The following is an 18,866-nucleotide window of genomic DNA, read 5'->3' as shown; positions in this document are numbered from 1 at the left end:
CCTTATTCCCCCTGACGCTGGTAGTCGTTACGCTGCGCGTTAGCACGGCGTTGGTCCATAATGTCACCATCGTTCGAAGAAGGCGTTGTGTTCGCGCTGGCGCTGCCAGACGAGGCCGGTGGCAGACGCAGCAGGTTGTTCGCACCGCTGTTGTCTTTTGCTGCCGGTGCAGAACCGCCTTTCAGCATCTGATCCAGCGGCAGGACCATCAGGTTTCCGCCTTTGTTGTCGTTAACCAGCACTTTACGCGTATGGCTCAGCACTTTTTCCATGGTCTCGATATAGAGACGCTCACGGGTAATTTCCGGCGCGGCTTTATATTCCGGCAGGATCTTCGCGAAGCGAGCCACTTCACCCTGTGCTTCCAGGATGGTCTGGGTCTTATACGCACGCGCTTCTTCCAGAATACGCTGCGCCTGACCGTTTGCACGCGGCTGAACTTCGTTGGTGTACGCTTCCGCTTCACGGATGTACTGCTGTTCGTTTTCACGCGCGGCAATCGCATCGTCAAACGCGGCTTTCACCTCTTCCGGCGGACGTGCAGCCTGGAAGTTGACGTCCAGCAGGGTGATACCCATGTTGTACGGACGGATGGTCTCTTCCAGCTCACGCTGGGTATCGCTACGAATAACGGTACGACCTTCGGTCAGAATACGGTCCATGGTGTATTTACCGATCACGCCACGCAGGGCGCTGTCGGTCGCCTGACGCAGGCTGTCATCGGCGCTGGTCACGCTAAACAGATAACGTTCCGGATCGGTCACGCGGTACTGTACGTTCATCTCAACGCGCACCACGTTCTCGTCAGAGGTCAACATCACGCCAGAGGCGGCCAGTTCACGGACGGACTCCACGTTAACCGCGGTCACGTCATCAATGAAGGTCGGCTTCCAGTTCAGGCCCGGTTCAACCAGATGGCTGAACTTACCGAAACGGGTGACCACGCCGCGTTCTGCTTCTTTAATGGTGTAGAACCCGCTGGCTGCCCAGATGATTACCACCGCAGCGGCGACAATGCCCACCACGCGGCCACCCATTGGCGGGCGCGGACTCTGAGTGGAATTGCCACCCGAGCCAGAACCTTTTCCTCCGCCAAGGCCACCAAGCTTTTTGCTCAGTTTGCGGAAGATATCATCCAGATCCGGCGGCCCCTGCTCGCGACCACCTTTGTTGCCATTTCCCCCAGAGTTGCCGCCTTGATTATTGCTGCTTCCCCACGGGTCGCGGTCTTGTCCGTTATTACCGGGCTGATTCCACGCCATGTATATGCTCCATATTTGTTATGCAAGGGCGAATTTTTCAGGCTTCCCCTTTCTGATCAGACGATATAGTCCGCCAGCGCAGGTTCTTGTTTACAGAGGCGACGCCAGTCAACGATCGGCATACGCACCTGCATCCCCACGCTGCCGTCATCCTCCATCCACTCTTTTTCTATCGCCTGAAGCTGATAAAACCGGCTGCGCAGCCTGCCTTCCTGTGGCGGCAGTCGCAGCGTGTGCTGAGCTACCTCACCGGAAAGACGTTCTGTCAAAGCCTGGAAAAGCAGTGGCACACCAATCCCGGCCTGAGCAGACAGCCAGACCCGAATCGGTTTGTTCTCTTCGTCTCGGTCGATACGCGGTTCGAAATCGTCCAGCATATCGATCTTGTTCATCACCAACAGGGTGGGAATTTCGTGGGCGTCGATCTCTTCGAGCACCACGTTCACCGCGTCGATGTTCTCCTGCACGCGTACGTCAGCCGCATCAATCACATGCAGCAGCAGGGTCGCCTGACGCGTCTCCTGCAACGTCGCTTTAAACGCCGCGACCAGATCGTGCGGCAGATGGCGGATAAACCCTACGGTATCCGCCAGCACCGTTTCACCCACGTCTGCGACGTCAATACGGCGCAGGGTTGGGTCCAGGGTCGCAAACAGCTGGTCTGCGGCATACACCTGGGCCTCGGTTATCTGGTTAAACAGGGTGGATTTACCGGCGTTGGTATAACCCACCAGCGACACCGTTGGGATATCGGCTTTCGTTCGCGCCCGACGCCCCTGTTCGCGCTGTTTCTCTACACGTTCCAGACGTGAAAGGATCTGGGTTATACGCCCACGCAGCAAACGGCGGTCGGTTTCGAGCTGGGTTTCACCCGGGCCGCGCAAACCAATCCCGCCTTTTTGTCTTTCAAGGTGTGTCCAGCCACGCACCAGACGCGTCGCCAGATGGCGCAACTGCGCCAGCTCAACCTGCAACTTACCCTCGTGGGTACGCGCACGCTGAGCAAAAATATCTAAGATCAACCCCGTGCGATCGATTACACGGCATTCGCAGAGAGCTTCCAGGTTACGTTCCTGAGCCGGAGACAGCGCATGATCAAACAGCACAACGGATGCGCCGGTTGCTTTTACGGCATCCGCAATTTCAACTGCTTTACCTTCACCAACAAAGTACTTCGGGTGCGGCGCTTTACGGCTACCGGTAATCACCTGCATTGCTTCGACACCGGCGGAAGAGACCAGAGATTCAAACTCCTGGAGGTCTTCCATATCTTTGTCTTGCGAAAAATAGATGTGTACCAGCACCGCCTGCTCACCGGCGTCATAACGGTCAAACAAGCGTAAACCTCTCTAAAAAGATCAGCGGGGAACGCAGGATCCCTGGCTCCCCGTGTGGATAACAGCCCAAAACCTTATTCGGTTTCTTCGCTGTCCTGCGCTGGTGTTGAAGAACCCTGCGCGTTGCTGCCGTGATGGTAGTTACTGCCAGTGCCGCCGCCAGCGTTATTGCTGTGATGAGATACCGGACGGGACGGAACAACAGTAGAAATCGCGTGCTTATAGACCATCTGGCTGACCGTGTTTTTCAACAGGATCACGAACTGATCGAAAGACTCAATCTGACCTTGCAGCTTAATACCATTCACCAAATAAATAGAAACTGGAACACGCTCCCGACGCAATGCGTTCAGGAACGGATCTTGTAAAGATTGCCCCTTAGCCATTCTATCTTTTCCTTATATGCTTGTTTTGTACTTAGAACCTTGCGATTCTGAAAAATTGCGCACGATACGGCTTAATTGTACACATTCAGTCAGCGATATCACCAATAACCTCAATCACTTCGTTTAACGCCTGTTGTGGTTTTTCACTGTCTAACCAGTGAACACCCTCCCAACCGCGTAACCAGGTGATCTGGCGCTTCGCTAACTGTCTCGTGGCGCAAACACCTCGATAAACCATTTCATCGTATGAAATCTCACCTTCAAGATACGACCACATCTGGCGGTATCCCACACAACGAATGGAAGGCATGTCCGTATGCAAATCTCCACGGGCAAAAAGCGCCCGCACTTCTGCTTCAAAATCTGAAGCCAACATCTGATGAAAACGCTGCTCAATTCGTTGATGGAGCAGTTCACGGCTCGCCGGGGCGATGGCGAACTGATGCACCTGATACGGCAGAGCGTCTCCTGACGTTTGCGTCAGTTCCGTTAAAGTTTTACCCGAAATGAAAAAAACTTCCAGTGCCCGGGAAAGCCTTTGCGGATCGTTTGGGTGGATCCGCGCTGCGGCAACCGGGTCAATCTCTTCCAGTTGCCTGTGCAAAGCGTCCCACCCCTGCTCTGCCGCCTGCCGCTCAATCTTCGCTCTCACTTCCGGATCGGCCGATGGCAGAGGCGATAACCCCTCCAGCAGCGCCTTAAAGTAGAGCATCGTGCCGCCAACTAACAGCGGTATGCGTCCCGCGGCGGTAATCTCGGCCATCTCGGCTAAGGCGTCGCGGCGAAAATCTGCCGCGGAGTAAGCCTGTGCCGGGTCGAGAATATCCAGTAAACGGTGCGGTGCCGCACGCAGTTCGTCTGCGTTGGGCTTCGCCGTGCCGATGTCCATCCCTCGGTAAATGAGGGCTGAATCAACGCTAATCAACTCTACTGGCAAAACTTTACGTAACTCAATGGCTAACGCCGTTTTGCCGGAGGCCGTTGGCCCCATTAAAAAAATCGCCTTTGGCAGGCTCGCCTTACTTACTTCAGTCATGTTTCAGGGCGGTCATCGCCGTTTGTAAATCAACAGGTTGTAACAAACCACCTGGAGGCGCTTTCACCAGCTGTGGACAGAGGCGCTCCACCTCCGCCAGAACGGTAATCGCCTGCGCCATACTCCACGGTGCATGCTCGCTGGCCAGATGGCGGGCGATCCACTGCGCGGTATCGGCGGCATCAAACGTCGTTTGCTGCGCCAGGTAGCCTATCAGTTCAGGAATCAAGTTTTGTAAATTTTGTTGGCGTAAGGGTAAAGGCACTGCGCGAATTGTCACATGCTGCGCGTCCAGTACGATTTCAATCCCCATTTCGGCCAGTTGCGTCTGCACGCGCCGCAAAACCCCTGTTTCTTCAGGGGATATTTTCAGGCGAACGGGGATCAACAGCGGCTGCGCGCAGGCGGCATTCACCCCCGGAGTTAACTGCGCCTGTTTGAGCCAGCGCTCCGCCACGGAAAGCGCCAGCAACAGGAGTTTACCTTCGCGTTCAAGCAATGCCATGTCGGGGGCAATAATGGTCAATACCCGACCAAAACTCTGGCTATGCCCATCCAGAGAAGGGGTTGAAACCGTGATGTGCTCTTTATGCTCCACCGCCGGCGTATCCAGCAGTTTGCGGTACAGCGCCCCCTGCTGTTTGTGATAGCCCGGCTGAGCGTTGGGATAGTTGGCGCCGGTTGGTCGCGGCGCGTTGCCCGCCGGGGATAAACGTGGAGCAGCCGGCTCGCGCGCGACCGCCGGTTCGGCAAAATGGTTACGCCCGGCCGCCACGCGGTTTTCCGGCAGTGGGCGCGGCGCGGGCTCTTCTTTTGCCAGCGGCAACTCTGGCTCTGCCTGCTGCTGCAATACAGCGGCAACGCCCTGGTAGATGAAATCATGCACCAGGCGCGACTGGTGGAAACGCACCTCGTGCTTGGCAGGGTGCACGTTAACGTCAACCTGGTGCGGGTCGATCTCCAGATAAAGCACAAAGGCGGGCTGTTGATCGGCGCCGAGCTTATCTTCGCAGGCCTGTCGAATAGCGTGGTTAATCAGGCGGTCGCGCATCATGCGGCCGTTGACGTAGCAATACTGAATTTCTGCGAACGCGGCGCTGCTGGCGTTCGGATCGGCAACCCAGCCGCGCAGGGCCAGATCGCCATGCTGCCACTCAATGGCCAGCGCTTTTTCCAGAAACGGTGTGCCGCAGATGGCGCCCAACCGACGCTCCTTTTGTCCACCCTCCGCCACTGCGCGGTACTGGCGCATCACCTTACCGTTATGGCTGAGGTTGAGGGTGACATCAAAGCGCGCCAGCGCGATGCGGCGGATGATCTCGTCGATATGTCCGAATTCGGTCTTCTCGGTTCGCATAAACTTGCGCCGGGCGGGCGTGTTATAGAAGAGATCCAGCACTTCAAGCGTGGTGCCTACCGGGTGCGCCGCAGGTTTAACCGTGACGTCCATATCACGCCCTTCGGCGTAGGCCTGCCAGGCTTCCTGCTGGTCGGCCGTGCGGGAGGTCAACGTTAAGCGGGAAACGGAGCTGATACTGGCCAGCGCTTCGCCGCGAAAACCCAGGCTGATAATCGCTTCCAGATCGTCAAGTGAGGCAATTTTACTGGTGGCATGACGCGCCAGCGCCAGCGCCAGCTCGTCCTTTTTGATGCCACAGCCGTTATCACGAATGCGGATAAGCTTTGCGCCCCCGCGTTCGATATCAATATCAATGCGGGTCGCCCCTGCATCGAGGCTGTTTTCCACCAGTTCCTTCACCACCGACGCAGGGCGTTCCACCACCTCACCGGCGGCGATTTGGTTCGCGAGCTGCGGCGGTAGAACCTGAATCGGCATGAACTCTCCTTAATTAGTCGCGGTCATCTCACCCGGCAGCGCGGCGCTTGCCGTCTGGGCGGCCCCGCCCTGCGGCGCAGACTGAAGCGGATGCGCGTCAAAGTATTTACGCAGGCCGTTATAAATCGCTTCGGCAATTTGCTGCTGATAGCTGTCGCTGCCCAACAGGCGCTCTTCGCCGTTGTTACTGATAAAGCCCGTCTCTACCAGAATCGACGGAATATCCGGCGAACGCAGGACACCGAGGCTTGCATGCTCAGGGCGACGCTTATGCAGCGATCCAATGCTTTGCAGCTGGCTCAGTACGTTAGTGGCGACATCATACCCGACGCGCTGAGAATGACCGAACTGTAAATCCAGCACCGCCTGGCTGAGATACGGATCGGCCTGGCTGTTTGCCAGCACATCGCCTGCCCCGCCTAACAGTTCAGACTGCTTCTCGTGCTCTTCAAGCCAGTTCGCCATTTCACTGTTGGCGCGACGGTTCGACAGCACCCATACCGACGCGCCGGTGGCGTTACGGTTCGGCGCAGCATCCGCGTGAATCGACACCAGGAAGTTGGCGTTTTGCTTACGCGCCACATCCGAGCGTCCCATCACTGAAATAAAGTAATCTCCGTCGCGGGTCATGACCCCTTTAAACATCGGATCGTCATTCAGAAGCGCACGCAGCTTACGGGCAATGGCGATAGTGACGTTTTTCTCCCGCGTGCCGCCCGGGCCAATCGCGCCAGGATCTTGCCCGCCGTGTCCGGCGTCGATGGCGATAATCACTTTGTCGCCACTGACCGGCGTTCGCCGCGCGCTGACCGCCGGACGCGTCACCGTATTGCTGCTGGTCACGGCGGTAAGTCGGTCATTTTGTGATTTAAACGGATTACGGGCTGGCTCAGACGGCCTTGGGGTATAAACCGGCGCCTCCACGCGTTTTGCTACAACAGGTGCAGGCGGTGGCGGCGGAACATCAGCATTAATGGTAAAGACCACCGTATAATTGGCGCCGTTTTGCTGCTTAACCGCCTTCGTCTTGCCCTTTTCGGTGAGATCGACCACCAGACGCAGAGACTGCGCATCCTTCGGCGTCCCCGAACGGATGCTTTTCACCAGATTGTTGCCGCTGAACTGGAGCGGCAGCCCCTGGATCACCCCGGTCTGTTTAATATCGAGCGCCACGCTGCGGCTGTCGATTTGTGAGAAAGCATATTCAGGATCGCCCATAAAGCTGAACGTAATACGGGCCTGGCTATCGCCATTCGACACCTGAATATCCGAGAGGCTGGCCGCCCCGGCCTGCGCGCACAGCAGGACCGTGGCAGCCAGCACCCAACCTTTAACGCGATTAATCATCCCGTTATCCCTACGCTCAACCGGCTAAACGCGCCAGTAAGGAACAGCCTGATGAGGAAACCGCACTGATGCGCGCCTCACGCCCTTGTGCCTGGTAATCTAAGTGAATTTCGACATCCGGGTCAGGCAGCACACCCGCACCTTGTTGCGGCCACTCCACCAGGCAGATGGCGTCGTTGGCAAAGTAATCGCGGATCCCCATAAATTCCAGCTCCTCAGGATCCGCAAGACGATATAAATCAAAGTGGTACACCATGATATTTTCAAGCGTGTACGGTTCTACCAGCGTGTAGGTCGGGCTTTTTACGTTCCCGTTATGGCCTAACGCCTGCAAAAAGCCACGGCTGAAGGTTGTTTTACCCGCGCCTAAATCACCATACAGATAAATGACGGTCGCCCCCTGACAGGCCTGCGCCACGCGCTTGCCGAGATCTAAAGTGGCTTGTTCATCAGGTAAAGGAATCGCTCGATTAGTCATTTTCTACGTCAATCACATCCGGGTTAACAACACGCCGCAGCGTGCAAAAAAGATCGGTGGCCAGCATACCGCGCGTTCCGTAACAAGCAGCCAGCCTGTCAGCCGCCGCACCGTGGGCCACGCAGCCGGCACAGGCTGCATCATAAAGGGGAAGTTTCTGTCCGAGCAATGCGCCAATGATGCCAGAGAGCACATCGCCCATGCCGCCGCTCGCCATGCCTGCATTACCGGCATCAACGATGCCCATCGCACCATCGCTGGCGATAACGGTCCCCGCCCCTTTCAAAACGGCAACACCTCCGTAACGTTTTACCAGACGTTGGGCTGAAAGTAAGCGATCGCTTTCAATTTCTGCCACGCTACAGTTAAGCAGCCGTGCGGCTTCGCCGGGGTGCGGCGTCAGAATGCGATTGTGACGCTTATCCGGGTTTATTGCCAGAAGGTTAAGCGCGTCGGCATCCCAGAGCATCGGTTTACGAAAATTCTCGGCCTTTTGCAGGGCCTGTTTACCCCACTCCTGCTGACCCAGGCCCGGACCAATGACCACCACGTCCGCCCACTCAAGACCCTCTTCAATCGCCTGCGGGGTAAGCTCATGGACCATCAGCTCCGGCCGCGCGGTAATAATGGGCGGGATGTTTTCGCTACGGGTCAGCACGCGTATTAATCCGGCGCCGCTGCGCAACGCGGCCTCTCCGGTCATACGAATCGCACCTGCCGTGCCGCGATCGCCGCCGATAATCAGCAGTCGGCCATGGTCGCCCTTATGGGACGTGGGACGGCGCGGCGGCAGCCACTGTGCAAGCAGGGAGGCATCAAAGCGGGTGATGTGGGTATCCTGTCCGGCCAGCCAGTTTTCCAGCCCCAGGGCGTTGTGGTGTAACGTGCCCACGACATCCCGCGCTTTACCGGTCAGTAAACCCGGCTTCAGGGCGATAAAGGTCACGGTGCGCGCCGCCTCAATCGACACGCCCGGCGTCACGCCGGTTTGCGCCATCAGGCCGGAGGGAATATCCAGCGCTACCACCGGGGCGGGGTGCGCATTAGCGCGCGTAATCAGCGCGGCGACGTCATCGCGAGGCGCGCGCATCAGTCCCGTCCCCAGCAGACCGTCAACAATCACGTCGACATCCTCGGGCCAGACGATATCAGGCGCATGAATAATGCCCCCCGCATTCAGCCAGGCCTCTCTCGCCATGCCCGCTTCTTCCGGTAACGGCTTGTCGCTCTCCAGCGCCAGCAGGGTGACGCGCAGCCCCGCCGCCACCGCAAGACGAGCCACCACAAAACCATCGCCACCGTTATTGCCGTGCCCGCACAGGATCAGATAGTGCGAAGCCTCCGGATAAGCCGTACGCGCCACGTTAAACGCCGCCTCGCCCGCGCGCTGCATCAGTTCGTAAAGGGTAATGCCCAGGCTATCTGCGGCCTCTTTCTCGGCCCGACGGAGGTCATCCGCATGCCAGATGGAATGTGGTATACTTGCGGGGTTTTTCTTCACAGTATGGTCCGTCATGTCACAGCCCCTCGATCTCAATGAATTAGCGCAAAAAATAAAACAGTGGGGTGCTGAACTGGGCTTCCAGAAGGTCGGTATTACTGACACCGACCTCTCTGCCAGCGAGCCTAAGCTCCAGGCATGGCTGGATAAACAATACCACGGCGAGATGGAGTGGATGGCGCGTCACGGTATGATGCGTGCCCGCCCCCACGAGCTGTTGCCGGGTACGCTGCGCGTTATTAGCGTACGCATGAACTATCTGCCTGCTAACGCGGCCTTTGCGCGCACGCTAAAAAATCCTTCGCTGGGTTACGTCAGCCGATACGCTCTGGGACGTGACTACCATAAACTTCTGCGCAACCGTCTAAAAAAGCTCGGGGAAACCATTCAGCAGCACTGTGTTTCGCTGAATTTTAGACCCTTTGTCGATTCTGCGCCTATTCTTGAGCGCCCGATCGCCGAAAAAGCCGGGCTCGGCTGGACAGGTAAGCACTCACTTATCTTAAGCCGCGACGCGGGCTCATTCTTTTTCCTGGGTGAACTGCTGATTGATTTACCCCTGCCGGTAGACGGTCCGGTGGAAGAAGGCTGTGGTCGCTGTGTGGCCTGTATGACCATCTGCCCAACGGGCGCTATTGTCGAACCGTATACCGTTGATGCGCGCCGCTGTATCTCTTATCTCACTATCGAGCTGGAAGGCGCCATTCCAGAGGAATTTCGTCCGCTTATCGGCAACCGCATCTACGGCTGTGATGACTGTCAGCTGATTTGTCCGTGGAACCGTTATTCACAGTTGACGGACGAAGAAGACTTCAGTCCGCGCAAGGCGTTACATGCCCCGCAGTTGATCGAACTGTTCGCCTGGAGCGAAGCCTGGTTCCTGAAGGTGACGGAAGGTTCCGCCATACGTCGTATCGGCCACCTGCGCTGGCTGCGTAATGTGGCCGTTGCGCTGGGGAATGCCCCGTGGGATGAAGCAAATCTTCAGGCGCTCGAAAGCCGTAGAGGTGAGCACCCACTTCTTGATGAGCACATAGAATGGGCGATTGCGCAGCAAATTGAGAAGCGAAATGCCGGCGTGGTTGAAGTGCAGTTACCGAAGAAACAGCGCCTGGTCAGGGTGATTGAAAAAGGGCTGCCGCGGGATGTGTGATATATTCACAGGCTGTGAATAAAAATAAGAATTCAGGCGCCATCAGCTCTGGCAAACAGGTCAAGTGATCTCAATAACATTTTGAAATCAAATTTTCTTCATAAATTACAGGGAATTACGAAGATATTATTCACCCTGCTAACATTTCGTACAGACTGGTTTTAACACGGTTTCTGTGGATAACTCTGTTCACAAGAGTATTTCAGACATAATAGAAAACGTCCCCAACGAAGCACTTCGCTGTGGATAATCTGGAGATGAAGAAGAATTTGGAGCGGGAAACGAGACTCGAACTCGCGACCCCGACCTTGGCAAGGTCGTGCTCTACCAACTGAGCTATTCCCGCTTGGGTGTTCTGGTGCTATGCGTATCTTGCGATACTTTCAAATTTTGGAGCGGGAAACGAGACTCGAACTCGCGACCCCGACCTTGGCAAGGTCGTGCTCTACCAACTGAGCTATTCCCGCTTGGGTGTTCTGGTGCTGGCGTATCTTGCGATACTTTTCAAATTTTGGAGCGGGAAACGAGACTCGAACTCGCGACCCCGACCTTGGCAAGGTCGTGCTCTACCAACTGAGCTATTCCCGCAAATCTGTACTGCTTTTGTTGCTGTCGTAACGTGTAATTCTCTGTCGTTACGGGAGGCGCATTATACGAGAAATCCGTTTAGCTGCAACCCCCCTCAAAGCGATTTTTTTGAAATTCAGTTCAAGTGCTTATTTAATCGGCAAGCTGAACAATTTAGCGACAAAAACCCGGCCACGCAAGGCGCCGGATCGCAAAATCAGAGCTTAATAAAGTTTTCGCGATAGTACGCCAGCTCCGCAACAGACTCACGGATGTCGTCCATCGCCTGGTGCGTCCCCTGCTTTGTGAAGCCGTCGAGAATTTCCGGTTTCCATCGGCGGGCCAGCTCTTTCAGGGTGCTCACATCCAGATAGCGGTAGTGGAAGTAGGACTCCAGCTCCGGCATGTACTTAAACAGGAAACGACGATCCTGACCAATGCTGTTGCCACAGATAGGCGATTTTCCTGCTGGCACCCACTGCTTCAGAAATTCAAGCGTCGCCAGCTCCGCTTCGCGGTCGCCCAGGGTGCTGGCCTTCACGCGTTCCACCAGCCCGCTGCCGGTATGGGTACGCACGTTCCACTCATCCATCAGCGCAAGCTGGTCATCGGACTGGTGCACGGCAATCGTTGGGCCTTCCGCCAGAATATTGAGATTGGCATCGGTGACCAGTGTGGCGATCTCAATAATGCGATCGCGCTCGGGATCCAGGCCGGTCATCTCCAGATCGATCCAAATCAGGTTGTTTTCGTCCGCGCTCATGTTATTTTCCACCCTTCTCGCATAACCGGCAGTAGCAGGTTAACTAGTATTAATTAGAGTGTATCATAGAGGTTTTGCCCGCTACGGGCGACCAGGAGCCAGCGCGATTGAGTAAAAATAAACTCTCCAAAGGGCAGCAGCGCCGCGTGAATGCAAATCACCAGCGCCGTCTTAAAACCACTACGGAGAAGCCCGATTACGACGACAACCTGTTTGGCGAAGCGACAGAAGGCGTTGTGATTAGCCGCTTCGGCATGCACGCCGATGTCGAATCCGCCGACGGGGATATCCACCGTTGCAATATCCGTCGCACCATCCGTTCCCTGGTGACCGGTGACCGCGTGGTCTGGCGTCCAGGCAAAGAGGCGGCGGAAGGGGTAACGGTTAAAGGTATCGTTGAAGCCGTGCATGAACGCACGTCGGTTCTGACCCGTCCGGATTTCTACGACGGCGTGAAGCCTATTGCCGCCAACATCAACCAGATAGTGATCGTTTCAGCGATTTTGCCTGAGCTTTCGCTCAATATTATTGACCGTTATCTGGTGGCCTGCGAAACGCTACAGGTTGAGCCGCTCATCGTGCTGAATAAAATCGATCTGCTGGATGACGAGGCCATGGCCTTTGTAAATGAGCAGATGGATATTTACCGCAACATTGGCTATCGCGTGTTGATGGTTTCCAGCCGCACCAAAGATGGCCTGAAGCCGTTAGAAGATGCGCTGACCGACCGCATCAGCATCTTTGCGGGGCAGTCCGGCGTAGGTAAATCGAGCCTGCTTAACAACCTGCTCGGCCTTCAGCAGGAGATCCTGACCAACGATGTGTCTGACGTCTCGGGCCTGGGCCAGCACACCACCACCGCCTCACGTCTCTATCACTTCCCGCACGGTGGCGACGTAATTGACTCCCCGGGCGTGCGTGAATTTGGTCTCTGGCACCTCGAGCCGGAACAAATCTTTAACGGATTTGTCGAATTCCATGACTATTTAGGCGCTTGCAAATACCGCGACTGTAAACATGACAACGATCCGGGCTGCGCTATCCGCGAAGCGGTAGAGAACGGAGAAATTGCGGAAACCCGTTTCGAAAATTACCACCGTATTCTCGAAAGCATGGACCAGGTAAAAACGCGTAAAAACTTTTCTGATTCTGATAACTGACAACTAAGCTAAGCGTCGCTAAAATCGTCCCCTTTTTTCAGGTTCCGGCAGCGTAATGCCGGATCAGGAACGACAAAACAATGGCCTGGAGGCTACCTTGTTAAACTCATTTAAACTTTCGCTTCAATACATTCTGCCGAAACTGTGGCTCACTCGCCTGGCGGGCTGGGGCGCGAGCAAACGAGCGGGCTGGCTGACCAAACTGGTCATCGACCTGTTCGTGAAATACTACAAGGTCGACATGAAAGAAGCGCAGAAGCCGGATACGGCAAGCTACCGCACCTTCAACGAATTTTTTGTGCGTCCGCTGCGCGACGAAGTGCGCCCGCTGAATACCGACCCGAACGTGCTGGTGATGCCAGCGGACGGCGTGATCAGCCAGCTGGGTAAAATTGAAGACGACAAAATTTTGCAGGCGAAAGGCCATAACTACAGCCTTGAAGCGCTGCTGGCCGGTAACTACATAATGGCCGATCTGTTCCGTAACGGGACTTTCGCGACCACCTATCTCTCCCCACGCGACTACCACCGCGTGCATATGCCGTGTAACGGTATTCTGCGCGAGATGATCTACGTGCCGGGGGATCTGTTCTCCGTAAACCACCTGACGGCGCAAAACGTTCCTAACCTGTTTGCCCGTAACGAGCGCGTCATCTGCCTGTTTGATACTGAATTTGGCCCAATGGCGCAGATTCTGGTGGGTGCTACCATTGTAGGCAGCATCGAAACCGTCTGGGCGGGCACCATTACGCCGCCGCGCGAAGGCGTGATCAAGCGCTGGACCTGGCCTGCCGGCGAAGAAGAAGGTTCTGTGGCCCTGCTGAAAGGTCAGGAAATGGGCCGCTTCAAGCTGGGCTCAACGGTCATCAACCTGTTCGCACCGGGCAAAGTTAACCTGGTCGACGAGCTGGAAAGCCTGTCCGTGACCAAACTCGGCCAGCCTCTGGCAGTATCGACGGAGGTCTTTGTGACGCCAGAGGTTGCGCCTGCCCCGTTGCCGGAAGAAGAGATCAAAGCCGAGCACGACGCCAGCCCGCTGGTTGACGACAAAAAAGACGAAGGCTAACAACAGAAGGATCGCTGACGTGCGCCCGATTATCGTATTACTGATGGCCTGGTGCCTCAGCATGGGGGCGTACGCAGCGACGGCCCCCGACGCCAAACAGATAACCCAGGAGCTGGAGCAGGCAAAAGCGGCGAAACCCGCTCAGCCGGAGACCGTTGAGTCACTCCAGTCTGCACTGAACGCGCTTGAGGAACGAAAGGGTTCCCTTGAGCGCGCGCAGCAGTATCAGCAGGTTATCGACAACTTCCCCAAACTCTCTCAGACCCTGCGCTCGCAGCTAAACAACCTGCGCGATGAACCACGCCAGGTCCCCGCGGGGATGACGTCCGAGGCGCTTAATCAGGAGATCCTGCAAGTCAGCAGCCAGCTGCTGGAAAAAAGCCGTCTGGCGCAGCAGGAGCAGGAACGGGCGCGTGAAATTGCCGATTCCCTCAGCCAGCTTCCACAGCAGCAAACCGATGCCCGCCGTCAGTTAAATGAGGTGGAACGCCGCATCGGGACGCAGACAGGCAGCACACCGCAGAATCAGGCGCAAAATCTTGGGTTGCAGGCGGAATCCGCCAGACTAAAAGCGCTGGTTGATGAACTGGAGCTGGCGCAGCTTTCCGCTAACAACCGCCAGGAGCTGTCGCGGATGCGTTCCGAGCTGGCGCAGAAGCAGAGCCAGCAGCTGGATGCATATCTCCAGGCGCTGAGAAATCAACTCAACAGCCAGCGTCAGCGTGAAGCTGAACGTGCGCTGGAAAGCACCGAGTTACTGGCCGAAAACAGTGCTAACCTGCCCGACAGCATCGTCGCCCAGTTTAAGGTTAACCGCGAGCTTTCTGCCGCGCTGAATCAGCAGGCGCAGCGCATGGATTTGGTGGCCTCGCAGCAGCGTCAGGCCACCAATCAAACCCTCCAGGTTCGTCAGGCGCTCAACACTCTGCGTGAACAGTCCCAGTGGCTTGGCTCGTCTAACCTGTTGGGCGAAGCGTTACGCGCGCAGGTGGCTCGTCTGCCAGAGATGCCAAAACCGCAGCAGCTTGATACGGAGATGGCGCAGCTACGCGTTCAGCGTCTTCATTATGAAGATCTCCTCAACAAGCAGCCGCAAATCCGCCAGATCCGTCAGGCTGACGGACAGCCGCTCACCGGCGAGCAAAGTCGTATTCTGGAAGCGCAGCTGCGCACCCAACGCGAACTGCTCAATTCCCTGTTGCAGGGAGGCGATACGCTGATCCTTGAGCTGACCAAGCTGAAAGTCTCGAATAGCCAGCTGGAGGATGCGCTGAAAGAGGTCAACGAAGCCACGCACCGTTACCTTTTCTGGACGTCCGACGTACGGCCGATGACCTTCGCCTGGCCGATTGAGATTGTGCAGGATCTGCGCCGCCTCATTTCATTGGACACCTTCAGCCAGCTGGGCCTCGCCAGCGTAATGATGATAACCAGCAAGGAGACCATCTTCCCGCTGCTGGGGGCGCTGATTCTGGTGGGCTTCAGTATTTATTCCCGTCGTCACTTTACCCGTTTCCTTGAGCGCTCCAGCGCCCGAGTGGGAAAAGTAACCCAGGATCACTTCTGGCTGACGTTGCGTACGGTGTTCTGGTCAATTCTGGTCGCGTCTCCACTGCCGGTGCTGTGGATGACGCTCGGATACGGCCTGCGTGAAGCCTGGCCCTACCCGCTTGCCGTCGCGATTGGCGATGGCGTGACCGCCACCGTTCCGCTGCTGTGGGTGGTGATGATTTGCGCCACGTTTGCGCGGCCAAATGGTCTGTTCATCGCTCACTTTGGCTGGCCGCGTAATCGCGTTGCGCGGGCGATGCGTTACTACCTGATGAGTATCGGGCTGATTGTGCCGCTGATTATGGCGTTGATCATGTTCGATAATCTCAATGACCGGGAGTTCTCCGGCTCGCTGGGACGGCTGTGCTTTATGCTGATCTGCGGGGCGTTAGCGGTAGTGACGCTCAGCCTGAAACGCGCCGGGATCCCGCTCTATCTCGACAAGACCGGCAGTGGCGATAACATGTTTAACCGTCTGCTGTGGAACCTGCTGCTCAGCGCGCCGCTGGCGGCGATGCTGGCGGCAGCGGTCGGTTATCTCGCCACGGCGCAGGCGCTGCTCGCCCGACTGGAAACGTCGGTGGCTATCTGGTTCCTGCTGCTGGTGGTCTACCATGTTATTCGCCGCGGCATGCTGATCCAGCGTCGTCGTCTGGCGTTTGACCGTGCCAAACACCGTCGCGCAGAAATTCTGGCCCAGCGCGCTCGGGGTGAAGAAGAGCCGAACCACGTCAACAGCACCGAAGGGACCACAGACGCCGATGACGTCGAACTGGATCTGGATGCGATCAGTACCCAGTCCCTGCGGCTGGTACGCTCAATTCTGATGCTGGTTGCCCTGCTGTCGGTGATCTTCCTGTGGTCGGAAATCCACTCCGCGTTTGGCTTCCTGGAGAACATCTCTTTATGGGATGTGACGTCCACGGTGCAGGGGGTCGAAAGCCTGGAGCCCATCACCTTAGGGGCCGTGCTGATTGCGATTCTGGTGCTGATCATCACCACGCAGCTGATCCGTAACTTCCCTGCCCTGCTGGAGCTGGCGCTGTTGCAGCATCTGGATTTAACCCCCGGCACGGGCTATGCGATCACCACTATCACCAAGTATTTAATCATGCTGTTTGGTGGGCTGGTTGGCTTCTCGATGATTGGTATCGAATGGTCAAAACTGCAATGGCTGGTTGCCGCCCTGACCGTAGGCCTGGGCTTTGGTTTACAGGAGATTTTTGCCAACTTCGTTTCTGGTCTGATCATTCTGTTTGAAAAGCCGATTCGAATTGGCGATACGGTGACCATCCGCGATCTCACCGGCAGCGTCACCAGGATCAACACCCGCGCCACCACCATCAGCGACTGGGACCGTAAAGAGATCATCGTCCCGAACAAGGCGTTTATCACCGAGCAGTTTATCAACTGGTCGCTGTCCGACTCCGTCACGCGTGTGGTGCTGACCGTACCCGCTCCGTCGGATGCCAACAGCGAAGAGGTGACGCAGATCCTCTATACGGCTGCTGAACGCTGTTCGCTGGTAATCGACAACCCGCCGCCGGAAGTGTTCCTGGTTGATTTGCAGCAGGGGATCCAGATTTTCGAGCTGCGTATCTACGCCGCCGAGATGGGACACCGTATGCCGCTGCGCCATGAGATCCACCAGTTGATTCTGGCTGGCTTCCGCGAGCACGGAATTGATATGCCGTTCCCACCGTTCCAGATGCGTCTGGAAACGCTGGACGGACGTAAGACGGGAAGAACGTTGACGTCAGCGGCGCGTACGCGCCCGGCGGGAAGTTTGTAATCCTTTCCCCCTCCCCGTCGGGAGGGGGTCAATCCTTTACGCCACTTCTGCTACACAGGCCGTCGAGCGACGACGGTAATGCTCATAAATCCCCATTGCCAGCAGCGAGAAGAAGATCGGTCCGCCAACCATCCACAGCGTGCTGTTCCAGTCATTTGCCTCAACCACGGGCTGAATGACGGTAAAGATATTGGCGAACGCGACGACCAGCACCACAACAGTGGTCGCCAGCAGCGTCGCCGCGCGGGTTTTGAAGATCACAAACGGCCGCTCCAGATCCCGCTTCGCCTTAAAGAACGGGAACGCCAGGGTCAGGAACAGATACGGAAGCGTCATCGATACGTTCGCCATCAGGGTCAGCTTGTTATAGAACGCCGACGCGGTATCACCGCCGAAGGACACCAGCAGAATGAACACGCACACCAGCAGGCACTGCATCCACATCGCGTTGGCAGGCATACCGGCAGCGTTCAGCTGCGTCATACGTGCGGGCCACAGCGCCTTTGGCGTCCCCTGAATAATCGCTTTCAGCGGCGAGTAGATCAGCGTGAAGAATGCGCCAGTATAGGCGAGGAACATCGGCAAGCCGGTAATCCGCGCAAACCAGATCCCCAGGGTGGCCGACGTTTCCGGCGCGAGATCCATGGCGTTGCCCAGCGTCACCCCCAGGCTTTTCATCAGCACGTAGGTAATGTTGCCGAGGTTGGTGGTGTTATTGCTCAACACCTGCTGCCAGTTGGTGCTGACGCCCCAGAGGAAAATCGCCAGTGAGTAGCCAATGGAAATGACGATGGCGGCAAAGATAATGCCTTTGGCGAAGTTCTTTTCCGGATTTTCGGTTTTGTCGACCAGCCCGCCCACGGCTTCAATTCCACCGTAAGCAAAGATGGCAAACACCACGAAGGAGAGCATGGCCAGCCCGGACTGGTAACCCGGATTAGGCGATGAAACGAAGTTGACTTCCTGTGCGAAATGCCCGCCGTTCAGGCACAGAATGGCGATGCTGACCAGCAGCAGCACTAGGTTCAGGCACATCACGGAAATACCGCCAACGGCAGTGATACGGGCAATTTTGTTGATGCCTTTCGAGGCCACCAGGGTGACCATCACCATCCAGCACACTGCCAGAATACCGACCACCTGCGTGGAGCTCAGCCCCGCCAGAGACCAGACCTGCGTTTTATCCGCACCGAAGAGAAACGTTGAGAACGGCACCCAGACCTTGGCCGCCGTGCTGACCATCCAGACGACGTAGGATGAAAACCACATGAACGTACCGATAAATGCATAACGGGGGCCGACGCTGTTGTTCATCCACGAATAGACGCCGCCCTCTTCTTTCCGGTACGCCGAGCCCATCTCCGCCATCATCAGCGCAAACGGGATAAAGAAGAACAGAGCGGAAACGATATAAAACGGCGTCGCGCTGTACCCCATCAGATAAAACGCGGACGGGCTGTTGGCAAAGCCAAAGACTGACGTAAAAATCATCAGGATGAGCCCGGTAAGGGTCATTTTTTTGAGTGAGTGAGGCATATAACCATCCGAAACGGAATTAAACTGCGCGGATGGTAGCAGATGACCAGACAAACAATGTGGCTATCCGAGTCAAATTAAGAAAAAGACCCGT

14 protein-coding genes and 3 tRNA genes are annotated in these 18,866 nt (G+C 56.5%); 4 read left to right on the top strand and 13 right to left on the bottom strand.

The window, feature by feature from the left end:
- Positions 1 to 2: 2 nt before the first annotated feature.
- The 8 genes from hflK to nnr form a co-directional block, all read right to left on the bottom strand.
- Positions 3 to 1,262: an FtsH protease activity modulator HflK gene (gene hflK, locus KTH07_RS23000; RefSeq protein WP_003855992.1), complete on the bottom strand. Its 1,260-nt coding sequence runs from the start codon at positions 1,260 to 1,262 to the stop codon at positions 3 to 5.
- A gap of 56 nt (positions 1,263 to 1,318) precedes the next feature.
- On the bottom strand, positions 1,319 to 2,599 hold the full coding sequence (gene hflX / locus KTH07_RS22995; RefSeq protein WP_003855991.1) for a ribosome rescue GTPase HflX: 1,281 nt from the start codon (positions 2,597 to 2,599) through the stop codon (positions 1,319 to 1,321).
- 74 nt (positions 2,600 to 2,673) lie between these two features.
- The gene (hfq, locus tag KTH07_RS22990) at positions 2,674 to 2,985 is read right to left on the bottom strand and encodes an RNA chaperone Hfq (protein WP_003855990.1); all 312 of its coding nucleotides are present in this window, start codon (positions 2,983 to 2,985) and stop codon (positions 2,674 to 2,676) included.
- 85 nt (positions 2,986 to 3,070) lie between these two features.
- Positions 3,071 to 4,021, bottom strand: a complete 951-nt coding sequence (gene miaA / locus KTH07_RS22985) for a tRNA (adenosine(37)-N6)-dimethylallyltransferase MiaA (RefSeq protein ID WP_023302956.1) — start codon at positions 4,019 to 4,021, stop codon at positions 3,071 to 3,073.
- Complete coding sequence (mutL, locus tag KTH07_RS22980) at positions 4,014 to 5,858, bottom strand: DNA mismatch repair endonuclease MutL (RefSeq protein WP_022650252.1); 1,845 nt, start codon at positions 5,856 to 5,858, stop codon at positions 4,014 to 4,016. Before mutL ends, miaA begins: the two co-directional genes overlap by 8 nt.
- Before the next feature lie 9 nt (positions 5,859 to 5,867).
- Positions 5,868 to 7,205, bottom strand: coding sequence for an N-acetylmuramoyl-L-alanine amidase AmiB (gene amiB, locus KTH07_RS22975; RefSeq protein ID WP_015572465.1), 1,338 nt, complete (start codon positions 7,203 to 7,205; stop codon positions 5,868 to 5,870).
- Positions 7,206 to 7,221: 16 nt separating this feature from the next.
- Positions 7,222 to 7,683, bottom strand: coding sequence for a tRNA (adenosine(37)-N6)-threonylcarbamoyltransferase complex ATPase subunit type 1 TsaE (gene tsaE / locus KTH07_RS22970; protein ID WP_003855970.1), 462 nt, complete (start codon positions 7,681 to 7,683; stop codon positions 7,222 to 7,224).
- Entirely contained in the window at positions 7,676 to 9,199 is a 1,524-nt protein-coding gene (nnr, locus tag KTH07_RS22965; protein WP_032620824.1) for a bifunctional ADP-dependent NAD(P)H-hydrate dehydratase/NAD(P)H-hydrate epimerase, read from the bottom strand. The genes tsaE and nnr overlap by 8 nt, the downstream gene beginning before the upstream one ends.
- Here nnr and queG point away from each other — a divergent pair.
- Entirely contained in the window at positions 9,198 to 10,337 is a 1,140-nt protein-coding gene (gene queG / locus KTH07_RS22960; RefSeq protein ID WP_015572463.1) for a tRNA epoxyqueuosine(34) reductase QueG, read from the top strand. The two genes, nnr and queG, sit on opposite strands and share 2 nt — an antisense overlap.
- Positions 10,338 to 10,607: 270 nt before the next feature.
- Here queG and KTH07_RS22955 read toward each other — a convergent pair.
- The 4 genes from KTH07_RS22955 to orn all read right to left on the bottom strand — a co-directional run bounded on the left by KTH07_RS22955 (position 10,608) and on the right by orn (position 11,667).
- Positions 10,608 to 10,683, bottom strand: a tRNA-Gly gene (locus KTH07_RS22955).
- 45 nt (positions 10,684 to 10,728) lie between these two features.
- Positions 10,729 to 10,804 (bottom strand) — tRNA-Gly (locus KTH07_RS22950).
- A gap of 45 nt (positions 10,805 to 10,849) precedes the next feature.
- Positions 10,850 to 10,925: transfer RNA gene (locus KTH07_RS22945), tRNA-Gly, on the bottom strand.
- Positions 10,926 to 11,121: 196 nt separating this feature from the next.
- Positions 11,122 to 11,667, bottom strand: a complete 546-nt coding sequence (gene orn, locus KTH07_RS22940; RefSeq protein ID WP_003855965.1) for an oligoribonuclease — start codon at positions 11,665 to 11,667, stop codon at positions 11,122 to 11,124.
- A gap of 107 nt (positions 11,668 to 11,774) precedes the next feature.
- On the opposite strand from orn, the gene rsgA reads away from it, so the two are divergent.
- The 3 genes from rsgA (at position 11,775) to mscM (ending at position 17,236) form a co-directional block, all read left to right on the top strand.
- Positions 11,775 to 12,827, top strand: coding sequence for a small ribosomal subunit biogenesis GTPase RsgA (rsgA, locus tag KTH07_RS22935; RefSeq protein WP_003855964.1), 1,053 nt, complete (start codon positions 11,775 to 11,777; stop codon positions 12,825 to 12,827).
- A gap of 97 nt (positions 12,828 to 12,924) precedes the next feature.
- A complete protein-coding gene (asd, locus tag KTH07_RS22930) occupies positions 12,925 to 13,893 on the top strand; it encodes an archaetidylserine decarboxylase (protein ID WP_026080660.1) in 969 nt (322 codons plus the stop codon).
- Between the two features lie 19 nt (positions 13,894 to 13,912).
- Positions 13,913 to 17,236 carry a miniconductance mechanosensitive channel MscM gene (mscM, locus tag KTH07_RS22925; protein WP_017694680.1) on the top strand — a complete coding sequence of 1,108 codons (3,324 nt, stop codon included), beginning with the start codon at positions 13,913 to 13,915 and terminating at the stop codon, positions 17,234 to 17,236.
- Positions 17,237 to 17,272: 36 nt separating this feature from the next.
- Here mscM and yjeM read toward each other — a convergent pair whose 3' ends face one another.
- Positions 17,273 to 18,772, bottom strand: coding sequence for a glutamate/gamma-aminobutyrate family transporter YjeM (gene yjeM / locus KTH07_RS22920; RefSeq protein ID WP_063162205.1), 1,500 nt, complete (start codon positions 18,770 to 18,772; stop codon positions 17,273 to 17,275).
- Positions 18,773 to 18,866: the final 94 nt, after the last annotated feature.

Origin of the sequence: Enterobacter cloacae complex sp. ECL72 (genome assembly GCF_019056635.1) — a bacterium.
In the GTDB taxonomy this organism is placed as follows: domain Bacteria; phylum Pseudomonadota; class Gammaproteobacteria; order Enterobacterales; family Enterobacteriaceae; genus Enterobacter; species Enterobacter hormaechei_C.
Note: the sequence above shows the minus strand (reverse complement) of the source record. Positions and strands in the feature narration are given on the sequence as shown.